Consider the following 16,230-nt stretch of genomic DNA (forward strand, 5'->3'; position numbering starts at 1 on the left):
TGCAACGCCGGCTCGCGCCGGCGTTGTTTCATTGGTCTGGCCATCCTTCTCCGGTTTCCTCAGTTTTCATCTATTCAATGCACTCTAAAATCCTCATCCTCGATTTCGGTTCCCAGGTAACCCAGCTGATCGCGCGTCGTGTGCGCGATGCGGGCGTGTTCTCGGAAGTCTATCCCTACGACGTCTCCGACGAGTTCATCCGCAACTACGGCGCCGCCGGCGTCATCCTGTCCGGCAGCCACAACTCCACGCTGGAAGGCGACTCGCCCCGTGCGCCGCAATCCGTGTTCGAGCTGGGCGTGCCCGTGCTGGGCATCTGCTATGGCATGCAGACGATGGCTGCGCAACTGGGCGGCAAGGTGGAGAACGGCAAGGTACGCGAATTCGGCTATGCCGAAGTGCGTGCGCGCGGCCACACGGCCCTGCTGAACGGCATCAACGACTTCGTCACGCACGAAGGCCACGGCATGCTGAAAGTCTGGATGAGCCACGGCGACAAGGTGCTGGACATGCCGCCGGGCTTCAAGCTGATGGCGTCGACGGACAGCTGCCCGATCGCCGGCATGGCGGACGAAGAGCGCAAGTTCTACGCCGTGCAGTGGCACCCGGAAGTGACGCACACGGTGCAGGGCAAGGCCATGCTGGGCCGTTTCGTGCACGAGATCTGCGGCTGCAAGTCCGACTGGAACATGCCGGACTACATCAGCGAAGCCGTCGAGAAGATCCGCGCGCAGGTCGGCACGGACGAGGTGATCCTGGGCCTGTCCGGCGGCGTCGATTCGTCGGTGGCGGCAGCGCTGATCCACCGCGCCATCGGCGACCAGCTGACGTGCGTGTTCGTCGACCACGGCCTGCTGCGCCTGAACGAAGGCGAGATGGTGATGGACATGTTCGCCAAGAACCTGGGCGTCAAGGTCATCCGGGTGGACGCGGTCGACCAGTTCATGGGCAAGCTGGCCGGCGTCACGGACCCGGAAGCCAAGCGCAAGATCATCGGCGCCGAGTTCGTCGAGGTGTTCAACGCGGAGTCGGCCAAGCTGACCAACGCGAAATGGCTGGCGCAGGGCACAATCTATCCGGACGTGATCGAATCGGCCGGCAAGGGCAAGAAGGGCCAGACGATCAAGAGCCACCACAACGTGGGTGGCCTGCCGGAAGACATGAAGCTCAAGCTGCTGGAACCGCTGCGCGAGCTGTTCAAGGACGAGGTACGCAAGCTGGGTGTCGCGCTGGGCCTGCCGTACGAGATGGTCTACCGCCACCCGTTCCCGGGCCCGGGCCTGGGCGTGCGCATCCTGGGCGAAGTGAAGAAGGACTACGCCGACCTGCTGCGCCGGGCGGATGCGATCTTCATCGAAGAGCTGCGCAACACGCCGTACGAGGCGGCAATCGTGCCAGGCTTCGACCAGGACGCCGCCCCGCGCAACTGGTACGAAGCGACGTCGCAGGCGTTTGCCGTGTTCCTGCCCGTGAAATCGGTGGGCGTGATGGGCGACGGCCGCACCTATGACTACGTTGTCGCGCTGCGCGCCGTGCAGACGCAGGACTTCATGACGGCGCACTGGGCGCATTTGCCGCACGAGCTGCTGGGCAAGGTGTCGAACCGGATCATCAATGAGGTTCGTGGGTTGAACCGGGTCGTGTATGACATTTCCGGGAAGCCGCCGGCGACGATTGAGTGGGAGTGATCGCCTAGCGTAAAAAGCTCGGCATCCCCAGGCACCGAAGTCGAAAATGCCCCTGATTTCAGGGGCATTTTTTATGCCTGTCCGGTCAGCGAGGGACCCTTCGCAGCCAGAAGCGCGCTCCAGGGAAACGGTGCGCCGCGCGCAGGTAGGTCTGGTGGCGGATCGCGGTCTCCCGCTCAAGAAGGGCGTTGTACCAGGCTTCCATGGCAGCGCAAGCAGCCTTCGGCGCAAGGCCTGCGGCGCTGTCCAGGTGTGAGACAAGCTCGGCGGCAGCTGCGAGGGCATTGGTCAACCCGCTGCCCGACAGCGGATCCAGGCTGACTGCGGCATCGCCAAGTGACAGCCGGTGCATGCCGGTAAACGGGCGGCTGGCGGAAAAACGTGCGTCGCAGCCGGCGGACTCAACGAAGACAGGTGCTTCGGCGGCGAGTTCATTTACCAGAGGAGATTCCCCGAAAATGCGGCGGAAGAAGCACGAGCGCGCTGCGCCACCGGCAGGCAAAAGGTCGGCATCGCTGAGGAAGACCAACTGTGCGGTACTAGTGCTGGCAGGTGGCACGTACCACCAGCCTTCGGCGGTGGCCTCGACCACCAGGCAATCGGTTGGGCGCTTGGTCGCGAAAGGGAAGGTCAAGGCCACCAGCTTGTCATAGTGACGCCGTTGCGACATGCCACCGGTGCGGCTGGAGCGGCCTGCCGCCCATACCACGAAGCGCGCACTGATGTTCCAGGTTTGAAGGCGACCAAGCTGCAGCTCGACTGCGGTCGGCCCGTCGTCCGACCAGGACACATGGCCTTCCGACTGGCGAACCGGTGAACGTGCGATCTGAGCGTGCAACTGCGCCTCGATCTGGGCGGGCGTGAATGCGGCACCGGCGCCGCCGCCGAGAAGCTCGTAGTCGTGGAAGTGCGGCGTTTCGTCCTCCCAGGCCGACAGCAGTCCACGACACGCCAGGGCACCCTCCGGTAGCGCCAGTCCGTGGCTGGCGAGGTGGTGCAGGCACCATGGCGGCATCACTTCGGTTGGCCTTGCCGCCGCCGCACCGCGCTGCTTGACCAGTATTACGTCATGGCCCGCGCGCGCTGACAAGAGCGCAGTCAGCGCGCCGGCGGGGCCGCCGCCAACGACCAGGATGTCGCAGTCGGCCATTTTGCTCAAGCGCCCAGCGCAGGGTCGCGACCTTGTTCGACGGCGAGGCCGGTGTCGTTGGTCGACACTATGCCGAGTTTCATGACATCGTCGACGAGCCGGGCATGCGTCATCGTCGGGCGCAGCCATGGGCGCGCGGGCCCGGCTTCCTGCGGCACCTCGTTTGGTCGCTGTGCCGGCCACCAGCCCGAGCCGCATTTCAGGAAGTCGGCTTGCCACGGCTGCGCCATGTGGGCGGTCAGGTCGCCTGGCGCCAGCCCGGCCCCGAACCTGAACTCGAACGGATCGAGGTCATACAGGTTCACGTCGGTAACGTTGATACCCGTCTCGATCCCCGGGAAGAAGCCTTGGCCAACCGTGCCGTCCAGTGCCGCCCTTGTCAGTTGATCGCACAGCCCGCGATCTGGCCGCGCGGCGGCCGTGAAGTCGCCATCGGCCCAACGATCCAGCGCGTCGAGCTGCCAGGCGCGCAATTCAAAGCTTTGCAGGACGTTCTCGCATTGCCTCACCAACTGGGCCGTGTTCTGCCGCAGTGGCTGGTTTGCCGCGGACGGATCGGCTAGCGCCGCCCAGTCGGTACTGATGCTGTGCCATAGTGCGTTCGAGCTCACCAGTTGCAGCGCGGAAGCACGTTCGATCATGGGCCGGATGTCGGTGTCGAACGACACTTGTTCGGGCTGCTGGAGCACGCCGTTCTCGTAGGCGGCGCCAAGGATGACGTCGCGCAGCGTCACGATGCCGCGGGTAAGTGGAGAGAAATCAGGCGGGGCGACGCAGACCCACGCCGGGGCGGCGTCGACTGCGCCAGCGCCGGGTATGCTGATGCGGGCGCTGACCGGGCCGTCGCTCACGTCGTCATACCAATCGGGATTATTGTAGAAGTCCGCGCCGATCGGTGCCGGCGGATTCGACAGCGAAGCGGCGGTACCATGTCCTCCCAGAACAACAAGGCGCTGGCTGCTGTCGGTGAAGATGGTGCCCAGCTTGACGGTGGTCCCACGGTAGCTTCCGTCCAGGTCGAGCCAGGGCGCACTGGCGCCGCTCACGTTCCCTTCGGTAAGAATGAGGCGGTCGGTACGGGCTGGATCCAGTTGTATTGCACGCGGACGATCGGGTGGCGCGGGCGGGCGCTTGACCGCATCCTTAGCATTGCCCAGCTTGACGGACCAGGTGACGGTTGCGCCTGCGGGAAGACTGGCCGGGCGGGGCGCGCTGCCGTCGTCCGGGACCTCGAACAAATGGAACCGCGCGCCCTGGCGTTTGGTGCGGTACAGTGCGTCCTTGAATGCGTGGACGGGCTGCTCCGAGCCGTCAGTCCGGATCTCCGTGCCGACCGTGTCGAGTGTCTCGGCGCCGATAAAGAATTCGTCCGCGCTGTTACCGACGCGAGCGATGCCAATAGGGGGGTAAATCGCATATTTCATTTTCAGTTCTCCTGTAGCAGTTGTTGCCGTTGCTGGCAATAGTTCTCGATCGAATCGATCCGCAGACGGGCCACCGGATCGTCACCTTGCATGAGCGTCTCTTTGATACGGGACAGCGTTTCTCGCTCGGATCGATCGAGCGTGGCGAAGCGGGCTGCGAAAGAGGCCGCATCGGAAGGCATGGTTTCATCGCGCAGGCCGTAAGGCGGACCGGCCTTTTGCGGGCCCTGTTCGTCGAGCGCTCGGCTGGACAGGTCGTTCGCCAGTGGCTGGATCACCTGATTCATCAGGTCCACGGCGAAGTCGATCGCTTTGGCTCTGGTGGGGGATCCCTGCGGCTTGCTGTAGGACCAGGCAATAAGTACCAGCAAGCATTCGTACTGCAGATTGAAGAGTTCGGCCCACAAGACGGTGATGGGATGCGTAACCGGTCTTGCTGATGGGTCCTCGGGTATCACGGTGCCTGGCAGGTGGGGCGTACGCGCGAGCGGCCGGACGCGAACGGCGCCGGCCTCGAGGCGATCCAGCAAGCGGATGTAGCGGGCAAAGTGCGAGTCTTCGCTGCCGGTGACGCCCTCGCCCTGCAGCGTGATCGCGTCGATGGCAGCAAGTGCTTCCGCGCGGTTGCGGACAGGCATGGCGATGAAGCCGGGGATGGAATGCCACTCGGTCTGGGTTGCGGCAAATCTGTCGATAGTCGCGGGGTCGACAAAGTCTTCCTCGGCCAAGTGCCATCCAGGAGTGCATGTGCCAATGTCGGCCAATACGGGCTGCACCTCGTCGTCGGCCAGGAACAGCCAGTGGATTGCCGCGTACAGGTTATGGACCGGTCGCGTGGTGTAACCTAATCGACCCGCCTTGAGTCGCAGCGTTTCGACACGTTCTGCAACAGCGGGGTTGTCGAACTTCCCGGGGCTTTCGATTGCCACGAAGTTGCCCAGGGTCGTCCGGCTGAGGCTTTCCAGAGTCAGGGGGAGTGGATTGAGATTGCTGGCGCGGCGCAAGGTGTCGCGGCCGAAATGGATGACGGCAGGGTAGCCGTGCTCGTTGACGCCAGCGATTGCCAGCAGCAAGTTCTGTACGGTGAGGAGATGCCCCATCTCCTGCACTGCCACGGTGCTGAGTGTCCTTGCGTCGCTATCGCGCAAGGACTGCGCCGCGTACAGGTATTGCACCATCAAGGCGTGCTCGATTTCCGCAGCGAGCCGCAGCAGGCCGATGGCATCTTCGCGCGGACTTGCGGCGTTGGCGACGCGAGGGATGCCGCACGCTGCCGCTGGCTGGAGACCGTTGCCGGGGGCCTCCATAGCGGTCCACTGAATGTCGGGGAATTTCATACAACTTCCTCCCTTTTGGCTAATCCGATCTGTTCCAGTACTACTCGTGAAGTGTGCGATGCCTGATTGAGGGCGTCGCTCGGATTGAGCAGCCGCGCCCCTTCATGCCGCCGCGCCTGTTCCCACAGTTGCCGTCCTAGTGCGGTCAAACGCACGTAGCCGCGCGTCACCCACGGGGACCATAGGCGCGCGAGGCCCCCGCTGCCGATACGACCCAGGCCATACTCGGCGCCAAAGCCGAAACAGACTGGATTGACGTTACCGTCGGGCTCCACCACCAGCATCCCCAGCACTTCGGCCGGACTGCGCAGCGCCGCATGCTCGACCGGGGCACCGTAGACCAGCCCGGGCAGGGCGGCGATCACGTCGCGGTGTACGAGATCGACATGGACCTGCATGGTCTCGTGGTACAGGCAAGCCAGCAGCCGGGCAGTCATGTAAAGTTCTTGCAGGCCCCGCTCATCGAGTAATTGGGCGCCCAGGTTGTCGCGTGCTCGCCCCGAGCTTGCAACCACGTGCAACTGCAGCATGCTGGCGCCATGAGCGCGCGCCATGGCCGCGACGTGCTCGACCTCATCGACATTGAAGCGGCTTACGCCACACACGACGCTGGTAGGAATGCCGGCGTCCACCATGGAGTCAAGCGCGGCCAACGCGCCGGACAAGGCGCCCGGTCGCCCCCGCAACGCATCATGGGCGGCGTGCAGGCCGTCGATGCTTACCGCCACCGAGTCGCAACGTTTCAGAATGTCCAGGACGCCCGGACGGCCTGTCAGCAGGCCGTTCGTCACCACGCCGCTCTGCATGCCGAACCCGGCCGCTGTATCGACGAGCTCGCCCAGCCACGGGTACAGCAGCGGTTCGCCGCCGGAAATGGCCAGCCGCCGATATCCCCATTGCGCTGCCTGGCGGATTGCCCCGAGCGCCAACGCCGGTTCCAGCCGGTCCGCTGCGTATGGCGAGCTGGAGGAGTAGCAATGGCCACAGGCCAGATTGCAGCGGCGTGTGGGGTGCAAATGCAGCGTGGGGGCGCCGCCCGGCCCGGGGTGCATGACTGGAGCATCCATCACATCCGCATGCCCACGTTGACGCGCCAGTTGGTCGGAGCGATGACCCCCTCTGCGAAGATTGTGATTTCCTTCACGTCCTCGAGCTGGCCGGCCTGTGCAACAACGGCCGCCAGGCGCTCCGGTGGCACGTCAAACTGCGCGACCACGCCTTTGGAAATGGGGTTGAGTTCCGCCCGGACATCGGCGAGCTTGACGTCCTCAAAATAGAGCCGGCCAAGATGGTCGACTGCCCTGGAAAGCGCCTGGTCGGACAGCGACAGGCGTGAGCTGATTGCTTCGCGGATGCGTTTTTCGTCGAATTGCGCCATGATGTTCTCCTTGGGTACAGTTGGGCGGTCAATACCGCAGGGCAAAAGTTAGTTTCCATTGTTTTTCGCGCAACAGGGTCTCCTCGTTAGTGCCACGCACGTACGCCAGCAGCAAGCTTGCGTAATTGTTGGGGTCGAGGCTAAGGCTCAGCGCGTGCGCAATGTGGTTGATGCTGGAAGGACCGCGCACCTTGGCGAGCCCCGTGTAGCTGAAGTGGTATTCGACCGGCACGTCGCGTCCGACAATATCTACCCCGAGTACGCCGCCCGCGCGCAGGAAATTCTCCTGATGGGCTGCGGTGTCGGGATCGCGCGAGCGGCTCGTGAAGTGGCCGAGTTTTAGCTTTCCCTTCACGACCGGACGTATCGCGAAGGCATCAAAATTGATCAGCAGATTCGTGACGTACCGTCCTTCTTCCTTGCGCGGCCAGTACGGCGTGTATTCCACGCTTGCGGCCACCACTCGCGTGCCGTCCACGCGGTCCTGGAAATACGTAGGACGGAAGGTGAGCCGGTGGTTCCCGACTTCGTGTTGCTCGTAGATGAGGCCGGCGTGCAATTGGTTGAGCTTCCGGTCCCGAGCGTCTTCACCGTCGACCCTCGTGCTGCGCCGCGCCATGCCCAGGTAGCCGATCCACGCGGTCCTGGTCAGATTCGTGACCTGCTCTTGTCCGACGAAGCCGACATAGGCATTGCTGCTGACGGTCCGGCTATGGCCGACCTCATCTCGTTCAATGCTGAAATCGGCAGGGGTGGAAGCCCTGAATTCCCTGGTGTCGCGTCGGATCACCAGCTCGTCGGGGTGGCCGCGTAAGCGCAGACGCATCGCTACGCCAGCGCTGCTCTCGACGGCTTCGGCCGTCTGCCGATCCGTATCGCGAGTAGTGCACAGCAGCGGGTTGACCTGGTCGGGGGTCAGGAAAAAGTCAGCCTTGGAGCTGCCCGCAGGAAGGCTGAACTCCGGCTGGGGATTGCTGAACAGAAGAGTGATCTGGGTCATCAGCCTCGTGGAATCGCGCTTTTCGTCGGCATCACAGGCGCCCCCCATCTTGTCGCACGGGGTATCACCCATTCGCATGAGCGCAGCCAGCAACGGCGCATTACTGGTCCCATCGGCCTGGCCCGTGGCTTTGCGGAACGTCGATCCGATCCGATGGTGTTCTACCAGCAGCTTGGCCAGGGCCTCCTTGTCCACGTACTTGTCGGGTCCGCACAGCTTCTTGTCGCTGTAGAGAGAATCGCCGGCCGACGCCGCATGCGCGCCGCACAGGGCGAGCGCAAGGACGGCAAGATTCGACCGTTGTGCCCAGCCGCCACGTTTGGTATCGCCCATGCCAGCCTCCTCAGTTCGTGCGCGCCGACACGGCGGCGCACAGATCGATTTCGTCGTAAGCCATGGCGTTCTCGCAGAAGGTGTAATCGTAGGAGAACGTGTACGCGGGTGTGTTCTCGCGCAGGCGATGGCTGATCGCCAGCAGGATACGCGCCAATTTGTCGAGGTCGCCCGCCACCACGGTACCCATAGGCGATTCCTGAGTGCGTGGCGGTCGCTCAAAGCCTTCCTTTTTCAACACTGCAAGGACGACTTCCACTACGGTTTCGAGTTTGCTTAATTTCGACATGGTGCACCTCCAGGTTGGAACGTTGACGTGCGTTTGCAGCGGTACTGGTTGAATTGATGGGGCGTTAATATCCAACAGCACATTTCTTATAAGCCAGCGACATGGGTTAGTTTCAAAATGGATCCGATTGGTATTGAATTGCCGACGGTTATCTCGGCCAGGGCGCCGCTTGTGTCGTATATGTGACATAAGACCGCGAGCCTGCACCCCAAACAACACCCGAACGGGTGAAATCGTGGAATACTGTCTTATTCGTTGTACGGCGGGGACGACCATGGACAGCCTGATCCGGGAAATATATGAAGCGGCCGTCATTGCAGAGAAATGGCCGGGATTGCTTCGCACTTTAGGCGAATATTTCGGCACCAAAGGCGCCTTGCTGTTTACGCTGTCGGCCGATTCCACATGCTGGGTGGGCGGGGGAGAAATGGCCGACATCATGGAAGAGTGCCTGGCCGGGGGCTGGATGGCCGATAATGAGCGGCCGACGCGGGTGCAGGCCCTGCGGCACCCCGGCTTCGTGACCGAGCTGGACGTGATGTCCGAACAGGAACTTCTGCATCTGCCCATCTGCCGCGAATTCTTGCATCCTCGTGGCTGTTTTGCCGCTGCGGGAACGTATGTGACCGGCCTGGACGGCGCCGGATTGATGCTGTCGGTGGAAGGTTTTCCCGATCATCAAGCCGCAATGGCCGCGATACCGCAGCTCAATACCTTGCGTCCTCATCTTGCGCGAGCAATTCAGTTGGCGGGCCAGTTTCGTTTGCAGTTGATGAGAGGGCATGTGGAGGCATTGCAGGCCATCGGCGCGGCTACCTGCGTTATTAATGCGACGGGAAAATTAATGACGAATAATGCGCGGTTCGAGGACGAGCTGGGAAATACGTTTCTGGATATTCGTGGCGCTTTATGTTTATCGGATAAACGTGCGCAGCAGCAGTTGTCCTGGACGACGGAGCTAATGCGACGCAATAGTTTTTCCGGCTGTTCCATTGTAATTGGTTGCGAACCGGACGCGACAAGAGTACTGCATGTCCTGCCGATAAGCGGGCGTGCCAACGATCTGTTTTGCCAGGCCGCCGCGTTATTGGTGCTGACTAATCCCGCGCGGTCCGTGCATTTGTCTGGACAATTCCTCCAGCAACTGTTCGACCTGACACCGGCGGAGGCGCGCCTGGCAGTCCTGGTGGGTACCCGCAACGCAACGTTGTCGCAAGTTGCAGCCGATGCCGGGCTGTCGATCAACACGGCGAAAAGCCAGATGCGGTCCATCTTCCAGAAGACCGGCACGGAGCGGCAGACCGACCTGGTGCGCCTGCTGATGGGAGCCGGGACCATCCAGCCTGCGGCGGATGGTGCCCCGCCGTGACACGCATGGCGATGGCGAACTGCAGGCCGGCGCGGATGGCAGGTCCAGCAGGATACAGCCGTGCTGGCGGATGAGGTAGGCGACGGCTTCGGATGGCGCGCAGGATGAGATCACGAGCGCATGAGGCCGGCGCTCCGAGCGCAGCGTCAGCAGCCCTGCCGCAGGCCTGGCGCCGGACCAGCTGTCGGCAACGATGAAGTACTGGCCGGTCCGGATGGCTGGCCGGCAAGCGCCAGCGGGAGCGGCGTTTGCAAGCCCACCAGCAAGATGGGCGGAAGGGGCGGCGGGGCAGACCCTGGGAGGCAATGCGCCAACCCGGTGGAAGCGATCAACCTGCCGATCATTTCGCAGAATGGGCCGGAATGTGACAATCTCCGTATTTTTGCGCGCTTGCCACAGGCTAGAATGCGCCCTTTACCTGACACCATTCCCGCCACATGAAAAACGTACGAAACCTCTTGCTGGTGCTGGCGGCCGCTTGCGCCTGCGTGCACACCGGAGCCCAGACCCTCGACGAACTGGCCAGGAACGGCCACAGCACGGCGGCCGGCACGATGGATGGTGAAAGCTACGTCGCCACGATAAAGGGCCGCGTCGGCATCGCCGTGGTCAACACCGACAAGGTCGAGCTGCGCGATCGCACGGTGTACGTCAACGGCAAGTCATATGGCAAGGTGCCGGAAGTGTGCGAGGTCCGCTACGTCGTGACGAAGGAAGGCGGCACGCTGTTCGTCGACGGCCAGCCCCGCCCCGAGCCGGTGCCCCGGCGCTGAGCCTGGCGCGGCCGATCGTGCTCACTGCCCATGCTGGGCCGTTTGGCCCGCGCTTCATGGCGCAGCGCAGACGAAGCTGTCGGCCCTGTCCACGTCACCGCTGCCCCGGTACTTCGGCCAGCCTGGATAATCGCACAGCGGCCGGGTACGGCCAGGCACGCCGAACGTATCCGTCACGACCGGGTGGTCCGGCGCGATACCGTTCTCGGTCCAGTTCTCCAATACCTTCAGCGCATCCCACGACGCGTTGAACGTCGTGCTGTCCAAAATTGGCGACAACCATCCGATTGTGGTGCGAAAGGATGCGCGACAGGCGTAGAGTGGATGGATGAAGCGGGCCGGATCGCCGTCGCGGCAGTTCACCGATGGAGGGCATATGGGAAATCTGACGAAGCTGGACGATACGCGCGTCCAGGAGTTCATCCGCTGGTCGCAGGCAAGCGCCAAATATCTTCTCTGGCAGGACGGCGACAGCGCGCCGTCCGTCGTCAAGGTCAACCGCGTCGCATGGGGTTTCCTGATGGAGACCATTCGAGGCGATACCCGGCACCGCTATGACTACGATTTCGATGCAGCAGCTGCCGAACACTATATGTACATCCGGTTTCTCGCCGGGAATTCCGGCGACCCGACCTGTCACACGGCGCCGACGCTGTATGCCCTGAAAAAGGTGTTCTACCAATTGCTGGGACGCCTGCAGGAAGACCAGGCGCAAGGGGGGCATCCGGTGCTGCCGTCGAATCCTTATATTGTCGCGTGGGGACAAAAGGGCGTGATGGACGGCTTGGCGGACTACAAATCCCTGTCCAAGGGCGCGGACTACCAGGTCGGTGCAGCAATGGGTGCCTTGGCCCGTTTTGTCGTGTCACCGAGCATGGCCGACAAGATTGCCGGGTACGCCATCAAGAGCGGCAAGGCGCTGCCCGCGTATATGAAATAGCGCCGCCATCCGAGCCGCGCAGTCGCGGGGCGGCTTGCGCAGCAGGAAATCACAGCCTCCCATCGTCCAGCAACTCCCGCGTCCGCTGCAAGGTCGACAGCAATGCCATCCGATACCCCTGGTCGCTATCCATCCAGGCCTGCTCCGCCTGTTCCTCGGGCCCGCCCGGCGTCTTGCCCCGCAAGCCGGTGTAGCAGTAGAACCTGAGCTGCAGCGCACCCTCGGCATCCTCGAACAACTCGTTGACGATGACGCCCTCGCGCGGGCCGACGGCCTGTTGACGGGAACGGTGGCGGTCGAATAGATCATGATGGCTCTCCGGGAGGGAATGGTCAGGCGGCAATGGCTTGCGCAACGAACTCGCGGTAGGAACGCAGCGGGCGTCCCAGCAGGACGGTCAGGCGGGTCGCATCGTCCGGTCCCGCCACCATGCCGTCGCTCTGGAACCGTTCGCTCATCAACCGCATGTCGTAGGCCATCCAGCCCGGCATGAACCGGCGCAGGTTCTGCTCGAACGCGGCCGTATCGTCGCCACCGTAGGCTATCGGGCGGCGCAGCGCTTCCGTCCAGATGGCGGCGGCGTCGTGACCGGTCAGCGTGTCCGGGCCGACGAGGTCGATGCGGTCGAGTGGCAGGTCGGTGGCGGCGCGGTCGCGGCGAAGCAATTCGATGGCCGCGATCTCGCCGATATCGCGCGCGTCGATCATCGCCAGACCCTTGGCGCCGATCGGCATTGGATACACGCCGTACGCGGTGACGGTGTCCTTGACCGTCAGGTCGTTGTCCATGAAGTAGGCCGGGCGCAGGATCGTGGCCGAAAAGCCCATCTGCTCGATCATCCGTTCGACGGCGAATTTTCCGGCGAAATGCGGCACGTCGACGTAACGATCGCTGTGGATCACGGACAGGTAGACGACCCGCTGCACGCCCGCCTGCCGCGCCACGTTCAGGGCGATCAGCGCCTGCGTCACCTCGTCGGGCACCACGGCGTTCAGCAGGAAGAACGTCGAGACGCCGTCGAAGGCCTTGCGCAGGGAGTCCACGTCCAGCAGGTCGCCCTGGACGACCTCGACGCCGGCCGGCAGGTCGGCGTTGGCGGGATTGCGGACAAGGGCGCGGACGGCCGCGTCGCGCTGGACGAGTTGTGCGACGACATTGCGGCCGACGTTGCCCGTGGCACCGGTAACGAGAATGGTCATGATGATTGCTCCTGGTTGGTTGAGAGTGTCGGTGGACGCTTTGCATGGTAGATGTCCCATGGACGTACCGATAGACGGTATAGTTGGACACTCCGTCCCACCAGCGATACACATGGATCTTCTTGCACTGGCCGATTTCAACCTCGTCGCCCGCCACGGCGGCTTCGGCCGGGCCGCGCGCGCCAGCGGCCGTCCCAAGGCGACCTTGTCGCGCCGGGTGCTGGGACTGGAGGCGAGTCTGGGCGTGCGCCTGCTGGAGCGCGGCGCGCGCACGCTGAAACTGACGCAGGAGGGCCAGGCCTTGCACGCGCGCATGGGGCCGCTGTTGCTGGAGATCGACGAGACGGTGGCGGCGGTCACGTCCGGCAAAAGCACCGCTAGCGGCCGGCTGCGCATCAGCGCGCCGTTGCTGTTCTCGCAGATGGCAATGGGCAAGCTGGCGGCCAGCTTTGCGCTGGCCTATCCCGACGTGCGGCTGGAAGTCACGGCCGAGGACCGTCCGGTCGACATGGTCGAGGAGGGGTACGACCTGGTCATCCGCGTCAATCCCGCGCGCGACGAAACGCTGGTCGGAAGGATTTTCCTGCGCGACCGGCTGGCGGTCGTGGCGCACCCGGCAATCGGGCGACCGGTGGCCGACGAGCCCGTTCCCGCCGTGGTGCGTGCCAATGCGGACAGCCTCACGACCTGGAACCTGAAGCAGGGTCCAGGCATCGCCATCGAATCGAGGTTGCGGCTGTCGTCCTTGCTGATGGTGCGCGACGCCGTCCTGGCCGGCGTCGGCGCCGCCTGCCTGCCCGTTTCACTGGTCAGCCAGGACCTGGCAGCGGGACGCCTGGTGCATTGGGGCGATCTGGATGTCCCCGAGATAGCGCTTTGGGCGTTGTATCCGTCACGGCGGCTGCTGAGTGCCCGCGTCACGGCGTTTCTCGACCACCTGAAAGCGGCGTTCCCGCATGGTACGCCGGACGAGCTGGCGGCGTACCTGCGCGACTTCTAGCGCGGCAATCGCGGCGACAGCGAAGCGCGGCACCCATGTGCAGCACGCCCGAGTGCGTATAATCGCGGATTCGCCGTCGCATGAGCCGCCGGCAGCACAATCGCAACACCATCTTCTTCAGCGTTTTCTGGAATCCATCATGGAAATCAAGGTCAATTTTCTCGACAAGCTCCGCCTGGAAGCGAAGTTCGACGACTTCACGGTCATCGCCGACCAGCCCATCCGCTACAAGGGCGACGGCTCCGCGCCCGGTCCGTTCGACTACTTCCTGGCCTCGTCGGCCTTGTGCGCGGCCTATTTCGTCAAGCTGTACTGCGACACGCGCAATATCCCGACCGAGAACATCCGCCTGTCGCAGAACAATATCGTCGATCCGGAAAACCGCTACGCGCAGATCTTCAAGATCCAGGTCGAACTGCCGGCCGATATCTCCGACAAGGACCGCCAGGGCATCCTGCGCTCGATCGACCGCTGCACGGTGAAAAAAGTGGTGCAGCAGGGCCCGGAGTTCGTCATCGAGGAAGTGGAAAGCCTGGACGCCGATGCGCAGGCGCTGCTGACGCTGCAGCCGGGCGGCGACAGCGCCACCTACATCCCCGGCAAGGACCTGCCCCTGGAGCAGACCATCGCCAATATGTCGGGCCTCCTGGCGGGCCTGGGCATCAAGATCGAAATCGCTTCCTGGCGCAATATCGTGCCGAACGTCTGGTCGCTGCACATCCGCGATGCCCACTCGCCCATGTGCTTCACCAACGGCAAGGGCGCGACCAAGGAGAGCGCGCTGGCTTCCGCGCTGGGCGAATACATCGAGCGCCTCAGCGCGAATCACTTCTATGCCGGCGCCTACTGGGGCGCGGACCTCGCCAACGCCGACTTCGTGCATTACCCGAACGAGCGCTGGTTCAAGCCGCGCCGCAAGGATGCGCTGCCCGAGGAAATCCTCGACGAATACTGCCTGGAGATCTACGATCCGGACGGCGAGCTGCGTGCCTCGCACCTGGTCGACACGAACTCCGGCAACGTCGCGCGCGGCATCTGCTCGCTGCCGTTCGTGCGCCAGTCCGATGGCGCCACGGTGTACTTCCCGTCGAATCTCGTCGAGAACCTGTACGCCAGCAATGGCATGAGCGCCGGGAACACGCTGGCCGAGGCGCAGGTGCAGTGCCTGTCCGAGATCTTCGAGCGGGCCGTCAAGCGCGAGATCATCGAAGGCGAACTGGCGCTGCCGGACGTCCCTGCGGAGGTTCTGGCGAAATACCCGCGCATCCTGGCCGGCATCCAGGCGCTGGAAGAGCAGGGCTTCCCGGTGCTCGTCAAGGATGCATCACTGGGCGGCGAATATCCCGTCATGTGCGTGACGTTGATGAATCCGCGCACCGGGGGTGTGTTCGCGTCGTTCGGCGCGCACCCGAGCTTCGAGGTGGCACTGGAGCGCAGCCTGACGGAGCTGCTGCAGGGCCGCAGCTTCGAAGGCCTGAACGACCTGCCGCCGCCGACCTTTGCCAGCGCGGCCGTGACGGAGCCGTACAACTTCGTCGAACACTTCATCGATTCCAGCGGCATCGTGTCGTGGCGCTTCTTCAGCGCGAAGGCGGACTACGACTTCGTCGAGTGGGATTTCACCAGCGCGGGCGAGAACGCCAACGCCGAGGAAGCGGCCCGGTTGCTGGGCCTCCTGGCCAACGCCGGCAAGGAAGTCTATATCGCCGAATACAACGAACTGGGCGCGGTGGCCTGCCGCATCCTGGTGCCAGGCTACTCGGAGATCTATCCGGTCGAGGACCTGGTGTGGGACAACACCAATAAATCGCTGCTGTTCCGGGAAGACATCCTGAACCTGCACCGCCTGGACGACAAGCAGCTGGAAGCGCTGCTGGACCGGTTGGAAAACAACGAGCTGGACGAATACTCCGACATTGCCACCCTGATCGGCATCGAGTTCGACGAGAACACGGAGTGGGGCCAGCTGACGGTGCTGGAACTGCGCCTCCTGATCAACCTGGCGCTGGGGCGCTTCGAGGACGCGCACGACCTGGTCGGCGCCTTCCTGCAGTACAACGACAATACCGTCGAACGCCGCCTGTTCTACCAGGCCCTGAACGTGGTGCTGGAAGTGGCGCTGGACGACGACCTGGACATCGACGACTACGTCGCCAACTTCCGCCGCATGTTCGGCAATGCGCGCATGGACGCCGCCCTGGGCTCGGTCGACGGCAGCGTGCGCTTCCACGGGCTGACGCCAGTCGGCATGGACCTGGCGGGCCTGGACCGCCACCAGCGCCTGCTGGACAGCTATCGCAAGCTGCACAAGGCCCGCGCGGCGGCCGCAGCGAAATAACAGGAGAACACT

The 16,230-nt window shown here is 63.7% G+C and carries 16 protein-coding genes; 6 read left to right on the forward strand and 10 right to left on the reverse strand.

From position 1 onward, the window contains the following. Positions 1-77: 77 nt before the first annotated feature. Positions 78-1,688, forward strand: a complete 1,611-nt coding sequence (gene guaA, locus PX653_RS05525) for a glutamine-hydrolyzing GMP synthase (RefSeq protein ID WP_277416910.1) — start codon at positions 78-80, stop codon at positions 1,686-1,688. A gap of 85 nt (positions 1,689-1,773) precedes the next feature. Here guaA and PX653_RS05530 read toward each other — a convergent pair whose 3' ends face one another. Genes PX653_RS05530 through PX653_RS05560 form a run of 7 tightly spaced genes read right to left on the reverse strand, consistent with a single transcriptional unit; the run spans position 1,774 to position 8,599 of the window. After that, on the reverse strand, positions 1,774-2,838 hold the full coding sequence (locus PX653_RS05530; RefSeq protein WP_277416911.1) for an NAD(P)/FAD-dependent oxidoreductase: 1,065 nt from the start codon (positions 2,836-2,838) through the stop codon (positions 1,774-1,776). Between the two features lie 5 nt (positions 2,839-2,843). Beyond that, a complete protein-coding gene (locus PX653_RS05535) occupies positions 2,844-4,262 on the reverse strand; it encodes a LodA/GoxA family CTQ-dependent oxidase (protein WP_277416912.1) in 1,419 nt (472 codons plus the stop codon). A 2-nt stretch (positions 4,263-4,264) separates the two neighbouring features. Continuing rightward, complete coding sequence (locus tag PX653_RS05540) at positions 4,265-5,599, reverse strand: ferritin-like domain-containing protein (RefSeq protein ID WP_277416913.1); 1,335 nt, start codon at positions 5,597-5,599, stop codon at positions 4,265-4,267. Continuing rightward, a complete protein-coding gene (locus PX653_RS05545; protein ID WP_307731012.1) occupies positions 5,596-6,666 on the reverse strand; it encodes a radical SAM protein in 1,071 nt (356 codons plus the stop codon). Before PX653_RS05545 ends, PX653_RS05540 begins: the two co-directional genes overlap by 4 nt. Continuing rightward, positions 6,666-6,977, reverse strand: coding sequence for a hypothetical protein (locus PX653_RS05550; RefSeq protein WP_277416914.1), 312 nt, complete (start codon positions 6,975-6,977; stop codon positions 6,666-6,668). Before PX653_RS05550 ends, PX653_RS05545 begins: the two co-directional genes overlap by 1 nt. Before the next feature lie 28 nt (positions 6,978-7,005). Continuing rightward, positions 7,006-8,310 (reverse strand): hypothetical protein, encoded by a 1,305-nt coding sequence (locus PX653_RS05555; RefSeq protein WP_277416915.1) that lies wholly within the window; start codon positions 8,308-8,310, stop codon positions 7,006-7,008. A gap of 10 nt (positions 8,311-8,320) precedes the next feature. Further along, positions 8,321-8,599, reverse strand: coding sequence for a hypothetical protein (locus PX653_RS05560; protein WP_277416916.1), 279 nt, complete (start codon positions 8,597-8,599; stop codon positions 8,321-8,323). Between the two features lie 274 nt (positions 8,600-8,873). On the opposite strand from PX653_RS05560, the gene PX653_RS05565 reads away from it, so the two are divergent. Beyond that, positions 8,874-9,968, forward strand: coding sequence for a helix-turn-helix transcriptional regulator (locus tag PX653_RS05565; RefSeq protein ID WP_277416917.1), 1,095 nt, complete (start codon positions 8,874-8,876; stop codon positions 9,966-9,968). Positions 9,969-10,405: 437 nt separating this feature from the next. Continuing rightward, positions 10,406-10,741, forward strand: a complete 336-nt coding sequence (locus PX653_RS05570) for a sugar ABC transporter ATPase (RefSeq protein WP_277416918.1) — start codon at positions 10,406-10,408, stop codon at positions 10,739-10,741. A gap of 54 nt (positions 10,742-10,795) precedes the next feature. On the opposite strand, the gene PX653_RS28335 is transcribed toward PX653_RS05570, so the two are convergent. Further along, positions 10,796-11,020: a tannase/feruloyl esterase family alpha/beta hydrolase gene (locus PX653_RS28335; protein ID WP_371876418.1), complete on the reverse strand. Its 225-nt coding sequence runs from the start codon at positions 11,018-11,020 to the stop codon at positions 10,796-10,798. Positions 11,021-11,117: 97 nt separating this feature from the next. Between PX653_RS28335 and PX653_RS05580 the strand changes: the two genes are divergently transcribed. Then, the gene (locus PX653_RS05580) at positions 11,118-11,681 is read left to right on the forward strand and encodes a hypothetical protein (RefSeq protein WP_277416920.1); all 564 of its coding nucleotides are present in this window, start codon (positions 11,118-11,120) and stop codon (positions 11,679-11,681) included. 49 nt (positions 11,682-11,730) lie between these two features. On the opposite strand, the gene PX653_RS05585 is transcribed toward PX653_RS05580, so the two are convergent. Then, a complete protein-coding gene (locus tag PX653_RS05585; RefSeq protein WP_277416921.1) occupies positions 11,731-12,036 on the reverse strand; it encodes an SRPBCC family protein in 306 nt (101 codons plus the stop codon). After that, positions 12,014-12,880 (reverse strand): SDR family oxidoreductase, encoded by an 867-nt coding sequence (locus tag PX653_RS05590; protein WP_277416922.1) that lies wholly within the window; start codon positions 12,878-12,880, stop codon positions 12,014-12,016. The genes PX653_RS05585 and PX653_RS05590 overlap by 23 nt, the downstream gene beginning before the upstream one ends. 112 nt (positions 12,881-12,992) lie before the next feature. Here PX653_RS05590 and PX653_RS05595 point away from each other — a divergent pair, with 112 nt between their 5' ends. Next, on the forward strand, positions 12,993-13,880 hold the full coding sequence (locus PX653_RS05595) for a LysR family transcriptional regulator (RefSeq protein WP_277416923.1): 888 nt from the start codon (positions 12,993-12,995) through the stop codon (positions 13,878-13,880). A 139-nt stretch (positions 13,881-14,019) separates the two neighbouring features. Next, the gene (locus PX653_RS05600; RefSeq protein WP_277416924.1) at positions 14,020-16,218 is read left to right on the forward strand and encodes an OsmC domain/YcaO domain-containing protein; all 2,199 of its coding nucleotides are present in this window, start codon (positions 14,020-14,022) and stop codon (positions 16,216-16,218) included. Positions 16,219-16,230 lie beyond the last annotated feature (12 nt).

This window comes from Pseudoduganella chitinolytica, assembly GCF_029028125.1.
Taxonomy (GTDB): domain Bacteria; phylum Pseudomonadota; class Gammaproteobacteria; order Burkholderiales; family Burkholderiaceae_D; genus Rugamonas; species Rugamonas chitinolytica.

Excerpts from the sequence above, each read along its gene's own strand:
- guaA (WP_277416910.1), top strand. The coding sequence starts at position 78 with ATGCACTCTAAAATCCTCATCCTCGATTTCGGTTCCCAGGTAACCCAG.
- PX653_RS05550 (WP_277416914.1), bottom strand. The coding sequence starts at position 6,977 with ATGGCGCAATTCGACGAAAAACGCATCCGCGAAGCAATCAGCTCACGC.
- PX653_RS05530 (WP_277416911.1), bottom strand. The coding sequence starts at position 2,838 with ATGGCCGACTGCGACATCCTGGTCGTTGGCGGCGGCCCCGCCGGCGCG.
- PX653_RS05560 (WP_277416916.1), bottom strand. The coding sequence starts at position 8,599 with ATGTCGAAATTAAGCAAACTCGAAACCGTAGTGGAAGTCGTCCTTGCA.
- PX653_RS05540 (WP_277416913.1), bottom strand. The coding sequence starts at position 5,599 with ATGAAATTCCCCGACATTCAGTGGACCGCTATGGAGGCCCCCGGCAAC.
- PX653_RS05555 (WP_277416915.1), bottom strand. The coding sequence starts at position 8,310 with ATGGGCGATACCAAACGTGGCGGCTGGGCACAACGGTCGAATCTTGCC.
- PX653_RS05580 (WP_277416920.1), top strand. The coding sequence starts at position 11,118 with ATGGGAAATCTGACGAAGCTGGACGATACGCGCGTCCAGGAGTTCATC.
- PX653_RS05600 (WP_277416924.1), top strand. The coding sequence starts at position 14,020 with ATGGAAATCAAGGTCAATTTTCTCGACAAGCTCCGCCTGGAAGCGAAG.
- PX653_RS05590 (WP_277416922.1), bottom strand. The coding sequence starts at position 12,880 with ATGACCATTCTCGTTACCGGTGCCACGGGCAACGTCGGCCGCAATGTC.
- PX653_RS05535 (WP_277416912.1), bottom strand. The coding sequence starts at position 4,262 with ATGAAATATGCGATTTACCCCCCTATTGGCATCGCTCGCGTCGGTAAC.
- PX653_RS05595 (WP_277416923.1), top strand. The coding sequence starts at position 12,993 with ATGGATCTTCTTGCACTGGCCGATTTCAACCTCGTCGCCCGCCACGGC.
- PX653_RS05570 (WP_277416918.1), top strand. The coding sequence starts at position 10,406 with ATGAAAAACGTACGAAACCTCTTGCTGGTGCTGGCGGCCGCTTGCGCC.
- PX653_RS05565 (WP_277416917.1), top strand. The coding sequence starts at position 8,874 with ATGGACAGCCTGATCCGGGAAATATATGAAGCGGCCGTCATTGCAGAG.
- PX653_RS05545 (WP_307731012.1), bottom strand. The coding sequence starts at position 6,666 with ATGGATGCTCCAGTCATGCACCCCGGGCCGGGCGGCGCCCCCACGCTG.